Genomic DNA, 11,422 nt, shown 5'->3' on the forward strand with positions numbered 1-11,422 from the left:
TCGCGACGAGCGGCGCGGCGGCGAGGCCCGCGGCGCAGAGCACCGCCGCCAGGCCGGCCCAGCGCCGCGCCATGATTCCGGGTCGCGCCGTAAACGTCACGGGAGCAGAGGGCCTTCGCGCTTCAGGTCGGGAACGGGAAAGAACGGCGTGAGCTTACGCGCTCCCGCGGCGCCGCGCGACCCGCCGAACGGACGGCGGCGCGATCCCCCGGAATGAACGCCCGATGAATGCGGCGCACGGGCTTCGTTCAGTCAGCGCAGCCTAGGGTAATGAGGCTTCGGACGAGATCCCCCGCCCCGAACGGCGTCGAACCGGACTCCCGCCCCTCTCCGGTTCGAACTCCCGAAGCATGCCCGGTCGTCAGGGGAACGGCCGGGCTTTTTCGTATGTCCGGCGGATCAGGGAATCGACGCGGCGCACGGGCGCGGCGCGCTTAATGCGCCACGACAGACACGCGACCAGCGCCGCGTTGCGTCGTCACATTCCGGGAGTGGGGAAAGAGGCGGAAAGCGGTGTGCGAAAGCACTCAAACCGCTGTTCCAAACACCTAAGCGATGAAGCGACCACTTCGAGAAGATGAAGTGGTGGGCGCACTAGGGCTCGAACCTAGGACCCGCTGATTAAGAGTCAGCTGCTCTACCAACTGAGCTATGCGCCCGAAAGTCCTTGGGGACCGGCGGGACGCCGCATCGCTGAGGTGAGGCGGTGTATATCGGCCCGCCTCACCCCTGTCCAGCCCTTTGTCAGGCGTCTTCCTGAAAAACTTCATCCCGCTTGGCGCGCACCGCCGGGAGGAAGGTGATCACCAGCACCGCGACCGCGATCAGCAGCAGCGTGGCCGAGAGCGGGCGCGTGACGAACACGGTCGCGTCGCCGCGGGAGATCGTCATGGCGCGCCGGAGGTTCTCCTCCAGCATCGGCCCAAGCACGAAGCCGAGCAGCAGCGGCGCGGGCTCGCAGTCGAGCTTGGCCAGCACGTAGCCGAGCAGGCCGAAGGCCGCGACCGCATACAGGTCGAACACGTTGGAGTTCACGCTGTAGACGCCGATGCAGCAGAAGGCGACGATGGCCGGGAACAGCATCGTGTAGGGCACCGAGAGCAGCCGCACCCACAGCCCGATCAGCGGCAGGTTCAGCAGCACCAACATCAGGTTGCCGATCCACATGGAGGCGATCAGGCCCCAGAACAGCTCCGGCTTTTCGGTGGCCACGTTCGGCCCCGGCTGGATGCCCTGGATGATCATGGCGCCGATCATCAGCGCCATGACCGGGTTCGCCGGAATGCCCAGCGTCAGCATGGGGATGAACGAGGTCTGCGCGCCGGCGTTGTTGGCCGATTCGGGCGCCGCGACGCCCTCGATCGCGCCTTTGCCGAAGCGCTCCGGCGTCTTGGAGATGCGCTTCTCCACCGTGTAGGCGGCGAAGGACGACAGCACCGCGCCGCCGCCCGGCAGAATGCCGAGCACCGAGCCCAGCGCCGTGCCGCGCAGCGTCGGCGCGATCATGGCCTTGAAGTCCTCTTTCGAGGGCCAGAGGTTGGTGACCTTCTTCACCATGACCTCGCGGTCGGTCTCGTTCTCGAGGTTCCGCAGGATCTCGGCCACGCCGAAGATGCCGACCGCCAGCGCCACGAAGTTCAGGCCGTCCGCGAGCTCCAGGAAGCCTAAGGTGAAGCGCTGGGCGCCGGTGTTCACGTCCGAGCCCACGAGGCCGAGCAGCAGGCCGATGACCACCATGCCGAGCGCCTTCAGCACCGATCCGCTGGCGAGCGCGACCGAGGCCACGAGGCCGAGCATCATCAGCGAGAAGTATTCCGCTGGTCCGAATTTCAGCGCGATCTCGGTGAGCGGCGGCGCGAACAGCGCGATCAGCACGGTCGCGACGGTGCCGGCGAAGAACGAGCCGAGCGCGGCGGTGGCGAGCGCCGGACCCGCCCTGCCCTGCCGCGCCATCTGGTAGCCGTCGATGGCGGTGACGGCGGACGAGCTTTCGCCCGGCAGGTTGATCAGGATGGCGGTGGTCGAGCCGCCGTACTGCGCGCCGTAATAGATGCCGGCGAGCATGATCAGCGAGGTCGCCGGCTCGAAGTTGAACGTGATCGGCAGCAGCATCGCGATGGTCGCGGTTGGCCCGATGCCGGGCAGCACGCCGATCAGGGTGCCGAGCAGCACGCCGATAAAGCAGAAGCCGATGTTGACCGGAAGCGCCGCCGTGCCGAAGCCGAGGCTCAGATTCGAAAAGAGTTCGGTGATGATGTCCATGACGCGTCGTTCCCGCTCAGGCGCCGAACAGGGCGAACACGGGCGCGATGACCGCGTTCAGGGAATCGAACGGACCCGCGAAGATCGGGATCGGCACGCCGAGCATTTTCTGGAACACGACCACGCAGAACACCGTCAGGACCAGGGTGAGGATGAGGGCGAGCTTCACCGTGGAGCGGCGGCTCGCGAAGGAGGCGATCAGCACCGCGATCGCGATCGACGGAGCGAGGCCGAGCCAGCGCACGGTGAGGCCGAAGGCGATGGGCGCGATCAGGATCAGCGCGGAGCCGCGCCAGGAGACCTCGCCGAACGAGGCGCTCGGGCGGCCGATGGCCTTGATCAGGATGATGGCGCCGATCACCGCCAGCACCCCCGCGAGCAGGAGCGGGAAATAGCCCGGCCCCATGCGCAGCGCGGTGCCGATCCTGAGATCGAGCGTTCCAAGGGCGAACAGCCCGGCGATGGCGATAAAGACGCCGCCCGCGGCGACGTCGCGATAATTCGCCTGCATGAATTGAGCCTTCCAGATAGTCGCCGCGTCGCGGACAGCGGCGCGCCCGCCGGGTCGCCTCCGGCCTGAACGGATGCGGCCCGCAATCGCTTGCGGGCCGTGGGCGAAAAGATCAGTCGGCGTAGACGCCGGCCGCTTTGATGACCGGGGTCCAGCGCTCGATCTCGGCTTCGAGCTTGGCTTTCAGGGCCTCGGGCGTGGCTTCGGCCTCGGTGGAGGGCGTGGTGCCGAGGTCGGCGAAGCGCTTCACGACGTTCGGATCCTTGAGCGCCTTCTTGAGCGCGGCCGAGAGCTTCGCCACGATCTCGGGCGAGGTGCCCTTCGGCGCGTAGAGCCCGTGCCAGACGGTGAGGTTGAAGTCGTCGAGGCCCGCTTCAGCCGCGGTCGGGATGTCCGGCAGGGAGGCGAGACGCTCCTTCACGGTGGCGGCGTAAGCCTTGATCTTTCCGCCGCGGATCTGGCTGGTGGTGTTGGTGGTCTGGTCGCAGATGAAGTCCACCTGGCCGCCCACGAGGTCGGTCATGGCCGGGCCGGCGCCCTTGTAGGGCACGGTGGTCAGCGGCGTCTCGATGCGGCTCATGAACAGCAGGCCGCACAGATGCGAGGCCGAGCCGACGCCGGCGTTGGCGTAGGTCACGCTGTCCTTGTTGGTCTTGACGTAGTCGATCAGGCCCTTGAGGTCGGTCGGCTCCAGCGAGCCGCGGCCGACGATGGTCATCGGCACCTCGGTGACGAGGCCGACATATTCGAAGGCCTTCAGGGTGTCGTAGGGCAGCTTGCGATACAGCGGCACGCTGGTGGCCATGCCGATGTGGTGCAGCAGCAGCGTGTAGCCGTCGGCGTCGGACTTCGCGACCCGGCCCGCGCCGAGCGTGCCGCCGGCGCCGCCCACGTTCTCGATCACGATCTGCTGGCCGAGATCCTTGCCCATGGCCTCCGCGACGAGGCGGCTGACCGTGTCGGTCGGTCCGCCCGCGGAGAACGGAACCACCAGCGTGATCGGCCGGGTCGGATAGGAATCGGCGAAGGCGGGGGTCGCAAACACCCCAAGAGCCGCGACGGCCGCGGCCACGAATTTCAGCATGGACATCTCTCCCACATCACGCCCCCGGCGAGGCTCTTGTCCGCGTTGGCCGCGGTATGACTTGTCGCCGGCAGTCTAACGCGTCCCGCGTCATATTGACCGGGACTTGGGTCGCTTATGGGTCATACGAAGGTCGAAGGCAATACGGATTGCTGGTATACCATCAACATCAGTGATCACACGGATGTTGATTGCGCACGAATGTTGCGCGAGGCCTGTGAGCGGCCGTTCAAAGCTCGGAAAACCTGTTCCCGACTCGCCGCCGCCGGATCACACCGAAGCAACGCCGACAGCGTGACCGCTCAGGAAGCGGCGCCCGAAAGACCAAGGGCGCGGCGCGGACGCCGCGTCCTTGGGGCAAGGCCGTCTCAGGCGCTGATGGCGGCCTGGGGGTTCAGCTTCTGGCGCTTGGCGGCGAGCTTGTTCAGGGCCGCCACATAGGCCTTGGCGGACGCCACCAGCGTGTCCGGATCGGCGACGCGCGCGGTCACGGTCTTGTCGCCCTCCTCCAGCCGCACGGACACCTCCGCCTGGGCGTCGGTGCCCTCGGTCACCGCGTGCACCTGGAACAGCGCCAGATTGGCCTCGTGGGGCACGACCCGGCGGATGGCGTTGAAGATCGCGTCCACCGGGCCGTTGCCGGAGGCCTGCACCGTGGTGTGCACGTCGTCGATGTCGAGCGTCAGCGTCGCCTGCTGCGGACCCAGCGTGCCGGCGATGACGGTAAGCGACAGCACCTTGATGCGGTCGTCGCCGGACGCGATCTGGTTGTCCACCAGCGCCTCAATGTCCTCGTCGTAGACATGCTTCTTGCGGTCGGCCAGATCCTTGAACCGGGCGAAGGCGTCCTGCAGCGCGTTCTCGCCGAGCTCGTAGCCCAGCGCCCGCAGCTTGTCCTTGAAGGCGGCGCGGCCGGAATGCTTGCCCATGACCAGCGAGGTCTTGGTGACGCCGACCGAGGCCGGGGTCATGATCTCGTAGGTCTCGTTGTTCTTCAGCATCCCGTCCTGATGGATGCCGCTCTCATGGGCGAAGGCGTTCTTGCCGACGATCGCCTTGTTGTACTGCACCGGGAACGAGGTCGCGGCCGACACCAGGCGCGAGGCGCGGGTGAGCAGGGTCGCCTCCACGCCGGTCTCGTAAGGCAGCACGTCCCGCCGCGTCCTGAGCGCCATCACCACCTCCTCGAGCGCCGCGTTGCCCGCGCGCTCGCCGATGCCGTTGATGGTGCATTCGATCTGCCGCGCGCCGCCGGCGAGACCCGCCAGCGAGTTCGCGACCGCGAGGCCCAGATCGTCGTGGCAATGGGTGGAGAACACCACCTTGTCCGCGCCCGGCACCCGCTCGCGCATGGCGGCGAACATGGCGCGGTACTCGTCCGGCGTGGCGTAGCCCACCGTGTCCGGCAGGTTGATGGTGGTCGCGCCCGCCCGGATCGCGGTCTCCACCGCCCGCGCCAGATACTCGTGCGAGGTGCGGGTGGCGTCCATGGCCGACCACTCCACATCGTCCACCAGATTGCGCGCCTGGGCGACGGTGGCGGCGATGATCTCCAGCACCTGCTCCTCGGTCTTGCGCATCTGATGCTTCAGATGGATCGGCGAGGTGGAGACGAAGGTGTGGATGCGCGGGCGTTTCGCGAAGCGCACCGCCTCGCCGCAGCGGGCGATGTCGGCGGGAATGGCGCGGGCGAGACCCGCCACCACCGCGTTCTGGACGCGGCGGGCGATCTCGGCCACCGCCTCGAAGTCGCCGTTGGAGGCGATGGGGAAGCCCGCCTCGATGATGTCGACGCCCATGCGGTCCAGCAGCGCCGCCACCTCGAGCTTCTCCTCGAAGGTCATGGTGGCGCCGGGGCACTGCTCGCCGTCGCGCAGCGTCGTGTCGAAAATGACGACGCGGTCGTTGGTGGTCATGCTGTCTTGTCCTTCGGTCGCGCCGCGGGCGGGTTCGCTCCGGGCGGCGTCGCGTTTCGTCTGGCGGTCTGGTCCGGCGTCGCCTCCCCTGAGGGCCAGGGCGCGCTCGCCCGGCCGGCCCTCAGGGGCGCGTAAGGAGCAGACGAAGCGCGAGCGCGCGCGGAGACGCGCCGGCCGAAGAGGCCGCCGTCCGGTCCGCGAAGATGTCGCCGCTCGCGCGCATGATGCTGTCCGAAGTGTCGCTCGTGGAAAGCTTTAGCGCCAACGCCCTCGCCGATCAACGGTCTTGGGCGGCGGGCGCGGCGTCAGCCGATGTGCTCGGTGGTGGGATAGGCGACGTGGAACGCCTTCAGGCGGGCGAACAGCGCGGTGTCGCAGTCCGGGTCCACCGGCTCGGTCCCCGAGATCCAGGAGAATAGCTCCCGGTCCTGCCGCTCGATCAGCGCCTCGAACAGGTCGAGCTCCGCCTCGGACAGCCGGTCGATCTCCTGATCGGCGAAGCGGCCCAGGATCAGGTCCATCTCCCGCGTGCCGCGCCGCCAGGAGCGGTAAAGCGCCCGGCGGCGGCGGGGATCGAGGCCTTCGACGCTGCGGGTGGTTCCGGTCATGGGCGGGGCGCTCGGCGGGTCGGACTAAAAGGTGTGGCGACGAGCCGTTGTCGCAAACCCGACGGCCGCCGTCAAAACGCAGCGGGCGGCGACGCCTCCCCCGTCGGCGACAAAGCTGTGCGTGACCGCAAAGAAACCCGCGACGTGGTTGCCGCTTCCTGAACGACGCCTGTGTCCCCCAGGCGCCGATCACAGACAAAACCTTTGAGAACGCAACGGCTGGAAAGGTGAATGGAACGTGATGTTTACGTCGCATTTGACATTGTTGCCGGCGCATTTACTTCGACTTTTAATCGAAATCTAGAAAATCGAGATCATCCTTCAGATCAACAGGGCGACGCCAAGAACATCGCCCGCTTATCGGACCGGATACGCCGCGGCGACGGCCTCCGCGTCAGCAGGATGAAGGACGACCGCCATGGCCCGTTATGAGATGTCTTCGCTGGACTGCGGCGCGCTGGGCGCGGCGGCCACCGGCGCCGTGCTGCTGCAGCTCGGCATGATGCACGCGACCGGCCGCTCCGTGCCGGTGGACCGGGTGCAGGCGCACAAGTGGTTCAACCTCGCCGCCCGCGAAGGCGTGGCCGAGGCCGCCCGCCTGCGCAAGGAGCTGGCGCAGGAGATGACGGCGGACGAGATCGCCGAAGCCCAGCGCGCCGCCCGCCGCTGGCTCGGCCTGAACTGACGCGCCCTCCGGCTGCGCTCCCCCCGCGACGCGCCGAAACAGAGCCGACGCCCGACATTGCGGTCCGCCTGATCGCGAGAGTGTCCCGAAGCGGCCCTCGCCGCACGCGTGGAATTGGCCGACGAGCCGGCGTTCGCTCTTTGCTTGATAAGGCCCCGGGCTCATCCAAGCCATCCGGCGAGCCGTCTTACGGCCTAACGCCGCCCACAATGCCGGCTTCCGCCCTCCTCAGCAGGGCGAAACCCGCGCCATCCCTCCGCAATCTCCACCAATGCGCCGTCCGCCCGCGACGCCGCGCCTTGTGAATCTCGGACACGGCCCTCACCCGCCCGTTGACCACCGCCGCGCCTGCGTGTACCCCTGCGCGGCGCTGGAGACGTGGCCGAGAGGCTGAAGGCACTCGTTTGCTAAATGAGCAGACCTGGAAACGGGTCTCGAGGGTTCGAATCCCTCCGTCTCCGCCACTTTTTCAAGTTATTTTAATGACTTGAGACGTTTTTCGCAGATTTTGCGAGCGCTTTCTGAGTGCTGGGCCACATCAGCGACGGTGGCGAACAACCACTCTGAACATCTAAAAAGCGCTGGGCGCCGTAAGGTCGCCTGACGATTCCTCCTTTCCGACGAAGCTGTGACCGGACCCGCGATGAGAGCCCGACGCACCGCTTGGTCGGCGCAGTGGACGAGCGCGCGTATGGCGCCGGCGTCGCTCGTCCGGGCGACATGCTGCGATGGCGGCTTGCGCCGCCAACTCTTGCGCCCTCGCCGTTGAGGCCATGCGCCGTGACCAGGTTTGGCCACGGTTTCTTCGCTCCCTCCGTCAGCGCGCCGCGGGCGTGCGGCGCGTGAGGAGGCGGTCGAGGACGAAGGCTCCCAGCAGCGACGCGCCGACGAGCGGAAACACGGCCGCGAGGGCGAGGGTGATCAGCGCCAGGGTCTTCAGCTGAGGCGGGCGCAGCGGGCGGGGGGCGCCGAGTTCGCCCTTGGGGCGGCGACGCCACCACATGATCGGGCCGGTGATGGAGAGCGCCGCCGCGCCGAGGCAGGCGAGCAGCATGACGATCTGGTTCGCCACGCCGAAATAGTTGCCCATGTGAAGCTGGACGCCGAGCTCCACCGCCTTCGCGACCACGCCATAATCCGCGAAGCCCACGTCGTTCACCACGCGCCCGGAGTACTGGTCGAGCTGCACCGTGCGCTGCCCCTGCGGGCGGTCGGGATAGGTGTAGGCGGAGTAGACGCCCTCCGCGCCCGTGGGCAGCGACAGCCGGTACGGATGGCGCAGGCCCGCCGCGTCGAGGAGTTCGGCCGCCCGGTCGACGCCGATGGGCGCGGCCTCCGCCGGCGCGGTCCCGTGCATGCCGTGATGGCCCGCATGGTCCTCGGAGGACGGCATCGGCTCGTTCTCGAGCGCCCAGGGCGCCTCGCCCGTCGCCTGCTTGAGGGTCGGCGTCGAGGGCGGAACGGCGCCGTGGTTGCGGTGGCTGACGGGATAGCCGACGCCCGCCACGTCCGCGCCGGCCCGCAGCAGCCCGCCCCAGACGGTGGCCCAGGGCAGCCCGGTCAGGATCAGGAACAGGATCACCGCCGCGGTCCAGGCCCCGACCGCTCCGTGCAGGCTTTTCCAGAACGGCCGCCCGCGCGCGCCGAGGCGTGGGACCAGCACGTCCCCAAGCCTCAGCGCGCCGCGCGGCCACCAGAGATAGAGCCCGGTGACGAGCAGCACCACGCCCCAGCAGGCGGCGAGCTCGACCACGCCGTCGCCGAACGTTCCGAGCATCAGCGAGCCGTGGAACCGGTCCGCGAAGCCGACCAGCGTGCGCTCGTAGACGTGGGAGCCGAGCGTCGCCCCGGTCCCCGGATCGACGAACACCCGCAGCGCCGTTCCGTCGCCGGCGGTCACGAACGCCTGGGCGCTCCGGTCGGGCGCGCTCCAGGTGTCGATGCGGGTGGCCCGGCCGCCGGGAACGCTCGCCTCCGCCGCCGCGATCAGACGGCTGAGCGGCAGCGGCGTGGCGTGCGGCGCGACGATGCGTTTCTCCGCCTGCAGCGCGTCGTTGATCTCGTCGTTGAACAGGTAGATCGCGCCCGTCACGCTGAGGATCAGCAGAAAGGGCGCGACGATCAGCCCGGCGTAGAAGTGCCAGCGCCAGACCGCGCGGTAGAGCGCGGGAGTCGCGATCCGTGCCATCGCCGCCGCCTCAGAACTTCACGCTGTAGGTCAGGTCCACGCTGCGGCCCGCGCCCACATAGACCTGCGTGGAGCTGTAGCCCGACCATTCCACATAGAGCGTGTCGGCCAGATTGCGGCCACGGAGCGTGAGTGTGCCGCCGACCGGCACGTCGTAGGAGACGGAGGCGTCCAGCAGCGTGCGGCCGTCCACGCGGATGGTGTTGGCGTTGTCGGTGTAGAAGTCGCCCACGTGCCGCAGGCCCGCGCCGAAGGTGACGGGAACCGACGCCAGCCGGTAGGTGGTCCAGAGGTTGAACGTGCGCTCCGGCACGTTGAGCGGACGGTTGCCCTTGCGGCTGACGGACACGAGCTTCCCGTTGATTGTCTCCGGCTCGTCGAGCTTGGTGAACTCGGCCTTCAGCAGCGCGGCGTTGGCGTTGATCCGCCACTGCTCGGTCACGGCGACGGACAGGTCGAACTCCACGCCCCGGGAGCGCTGGTCGCCGCCTTGCTCGATTCTGGAGCCCGCGCCGCCCTCGTTCGGATAGGTGCGGATGATGTCGTGCTGATCGATCTGGTAGACCGAGGCGGTCGCGACCAGCCGGCCGTCGAGCAGCGAGGCCTTCACGCCCGCCTCGATCGAGCGGCCGGTGGTGAGATCGAGCCCCGCGCGGGTCGCGTTGCTCAGCAGCAGGCCCGAGGGCGGCGTGATCGCGGTGGTGTACTGGCCGAACAGGCTGATCTCCGGCGTCAGGTCATAGACCGTGCCGAGCCGCCAGGTCGTCGCCGAATGGTCTTTGCCGAACCGGGAGATTGGATTCGTTCCGGGTTCCGCGTTCAGATTGTCGATCCTGCGCTTCAGGTCGATCCAGTCGTGGCGCAGGCCCGCGACCACGATCCACTCCGGCGTGACGTTGAGCGCGTTCTCAAGAAACACCGCCGTGTTGTCGACCGTGCTGTCGAAGTTCTGGCGCGTGCCGAAGCCCGACATGCTGTCGGGGAAGGAGCCCCGATCCGGGTCGAACGGATCGACCGCCGTCGTCTCGTCGAACCGGCGCTTCGAGCCGAACTCGGTGCGCATATATTCGAAGCCCGCGGTGAAGCGGTTGCGCCGGCCGGCGACCTCGCCGTCGAACAGCGCGGAGGTGCGGTTGGTCCACGACTGCTGATCGTGGCTGATGTAGGTCAGCCCGCGGGTCAGCGTTCCCGTGCCGGCGTGGTAGTTGAAGTCCTCGGAGTTCCGCCACAGCCGGTCGGCGCTGTAGAAGGCGAAGTCGTTCTTCAGCGTCCACTGGTCGGTGAGTTGGAACTCGGCGCCGGCGCGGGCCCAGATCGCGTCGGACCGCATGGCGCCGTCGTCCACATTGTAGTTCTTGCGGGCGATCGACTTGTCGAGCACGAGGCCCAGGCTGCCGGTCGAGACCACGCCCGAGGGATTGCGCGCGACGTCCTTCGGGAGAAGCGGCGCGCCGAAATAGGCGGTCGAGAAATCGTCGCGGAAATAGTCGAAGGCGGCGGTGATGGTCAGCCGGTCGGTGGGCTTCAGCGTCAGCCCGGTGGTGAGCTGCACGTTCTCGCTGTCGGTGTCGTCGATGTAGCCGCCGGAGCGGCCGTAGAGCAGGCTGGCGCTCGCCGCCACGGTCTCGGACAGCGGCGCGTTGAACGACGCGCCGGCGCGCAGCGTGTCGAACGAGCCGTAGCTGAGCAGGGCGTCGGCCTTGGTCACGCCGAGCTCGGGCTTGCGGGTGACGAGGTTGATCGTGCCCGCGAGCGCGCCCGATCCGCCCACCACCGAGGCCGGGCCTTTCAGGATCTCGATCCGGTCGAAGCTGTAGGCGTCGTAGTTGCGGGAGGCGATCAGCGGGTCGATGGCGCGCACGCCGTCGACCGTGTAGCCCACCGCCCCGCGCGAGAAGCCGCGCATGGCGGTGACGCCGGGCTCGCCCGGCAGGTTGCCGGCCACCACGCCGGGGGCGGACTGGTAGGCCTCGATCAGCGAGCGGCTGCCCTGCTCCTGCAGGCGGTCCTGGGTGAGCACGTTCACGGTCGCGGGCGTTTCGCGCACCGTGAGGCCGAGCCGGCTCGCCGCCTCCGTGGTCCGCGCGAGCGCGGCGGCGGGAGCGTCGGCGGCGACGCCTTCGCCCTGCACGCGGATCTCGTCCAGCGCGACGGCGGCGCCCTCCTCC

9 protein-coding genes and 2 tRNA genes are annotated in these 11,422 nt (G+C 68.5%); 3 read left to right on the forward strand and 8 right to left on the reverse strand.

Annotated elements, in window-relative coordinates; genetic code table 11:
* Nucleotides 1–583: 583 nt before the first annotated feature.
* The 6 genes from ACFQ4O_RS10945 to ACFQ4O_RS10970 form a co-directional block, all read right to left on the reverse strand.
* A tRNA-Lys gene (locus ACFQ4O_RS10945) sits at nucleotides 584–659 on the reverse strand.
* 85 nt (nucleotides 660–744) lie between these two features.
* The gene (locus ACFQ4O_RS10950; protein ID WP_378775731.1) at nucleotides 745–2,262 is read right to left on the reverse strand and encodes a tripartite tricarboxylate transporter permease; all 1,518 of its coding nucleotides are present in this window, start codon (nucleotides 2,260–2,262) and stop codon (nucleotides 745–747) included.
* A 16-nt stretch (nucleotides 2,263–2,278) separates the two neighbouring features.
* A complete protein-coding gene (locus tag ACFQ4O_RS10955; protein WP_378775732.1) occupies nucleotides 2,279–2,773 on the reverse strand; it encodes a tripartite tricarboxylate transporter TctB family protein in 495 nt (164 codons plus the stop codon).
* Between the two features lie 112 nt (nucleotides 2,774–2,885).
* Complete coding sequence (locus ACFQ4O_RS10960; protein ID WP_378775733.1) at nucleotides 2,886–3,857, reverse strand: tripartite tricarboxylate transporter substrate binding protein BugD; 972 nt, start codon at nucleotides 3,855–3,857, stop codon at nucleotides 2,886–2,888.
* Nucleotides 3,858–4,225: 368 nt separating this feature from the next.
* Nucleotides 4,226–5,773 carry a 2-isopropylmalate synthase gene (locus tag ACFQ4O_RS10965; protein WP_378775734.1) on the reverse strand — a complete coding sequence of 516 codons (1,548 nt, stop codon included), beginning with the start codon at nucleotides 5,771–5,773 and terminating at the stop codon, nucleotides 4,226–4,228.
* Nucleotides 5,774–6,078: 305 nt separating this feature from the next.
* On the reverse strand, nucleotides 6,079–6,381 hold the full coding sequence (locus tag ACFQ4O_RS10970; RefSeq protein WP_378775735.1) for an FAD assembly factor SdhE: 303 nt from the start codon (nucleotides 6,379–6,381) through the stop codon (nucleotides 6,079–6,081).
* 231 nt (nucleotides 6,382–6,612) lie between these two features.
* Here ACFQ4O_RS10970 and ACFQ4O_RS10975 point away from each other — a divergent pair, with 231 nt between their 5' ends.
* From ACFQ4O_RS10975 to ACFQ4O_RS10985, 3 genes are all read left to right on the forward strand, one after another.
* Nucleotides 6,613–6,813 carry a hypothetical protein gene (locus tag ACFQ4O_RS10975; protein ID WP_378775736.1) on the forward strand — a complete coding sequence of 67 codons (201 nt, stop codon included), beginning with the start codon at nucleotides 6,613–6,615 and terminating at the stop codon, nucleotides 6,811–6,813.
* Nucleotides 6,800–7,066, forward strand: a complete 267-nt coding sequence (locus tag ACFQ4O_RS10980; protein ID WP_378775737.1) for an SEL1-like repeat protein — start codon at nucleotides 6,800–6,802, stop codon at nucleotides 7,064–7,066. The genes ACFQ4O_RS10975 and ACFQ4O_RS10980 overlap by 14 nt, the downstream gene beginning before the upstream one ends.
* Before the next feature lie 372 nt (nucleotides 7,067–7,438).
* Nucleotides 7,439–7,530: transfer RNA gene (locus tag ACFQ4O_RS10985), tRNA-Ser, on the forward strand.
* A gap of 353 nt (nucleotides 7,531–7,883) precedes the next feature.
* Here ACFQ4O_RS10985 and ACFQ4O_RS10990 read toward each other — a convergent pair.
* Nucleotides 7,884–9,254, reverse strand: a complete 1,371-nt coding sequence (locus ACFQ4O_RS10990; RefSeq protein WP_378775738.1) for a PepSY-associated TM helix domain-containing protein — start codon at nucleotides 9,252–9,254, stop codon at nucleotides 7,884–7,886.
* Nucleotides 9,255–9,264: 10 nt separating this feature from the next.
* Nucleotides 9,265–11,422: TonB-dependent receptor (locus tag ACFQ4O_RS10995; RefSeq protein ID WP_378775739.1), on the reverse strand; the 2,158-nt coding region annotated here is incomplete at its 5' end.

The sequence above is a fragment of the Methylopila musalis genome, from assembly GCF_042679725.1.
Classification (GTDB): domain Bacteria; phylum Pseudomonadota; class Alphaproteobacteria; order Rhizobiales; family Methylopilaceae; genus Methylopila; species Methylopila musalis.

Excerpts from the sequence above, each read along its gene's own strand:
- ACFQ4O_RS10950 (WP_378775731.1), bottom strand. The coding sequence starts at position 2,262 with ATGGACATCATCACCGAACTCTTTTCGAATCTGAGCCTCGGCTTCGGC.
- ACFQ4O_RS10955 (WP_378775732.1), bottom strand. The coding sequence starts at position 2,773 with ATGCAGGCGAATTATCGCGACGTCGCCGCGGGCGGCGTCTTTATCGCC.
- ACFQ4O_RS10960 (WP_378775733.1), bottom strand. The coding sequence starts at position 3,857 with ATGCTGAAATTCGTGGCCGCGGCCGTCGCGGCTCTTGGGGTGTTTGCG.
- ACFQ4O_RS10965 (WP_378775734.1), bottom strand. The coding sequence starts at position 5,773 with ATGACCACCAACGACCGCGTCGTCATTTTCGACACGACGCTGCGCGAC.
- ACFQ4O_RS10970 (WP_378775735.1), bottom strand. The coding sequence starts at position 6,381 with ATGACCGGAACCACCCGCAGCGTCGAAGGCCTCGATCCCCGCCGCCGC.
- ACFQ4O_RS10975 (WP_378775736.1), top strand. The coding sequence starts at position 6,613 with ATGGAACGTGATGTTTACGTCGCATTTGACATTGTTGCCGGCGCATTT.
- ACFQ4O_RS10980 (WP_378775737.1), top strand. The coding sequence starts at position 6,800 with ATGGCCCGTTATGAGATGTCTTCGCTGGACTGCGGCGCGCTGGGCGCG.
- ACFQ4O_RS10990 (WP_378775738.1), bottom strand. The coding sequence starts at position 9,254 with ATGGCACGGATCGCGACTCCCGCGCTCTACCGCGCGGTCTGGCGCTGG.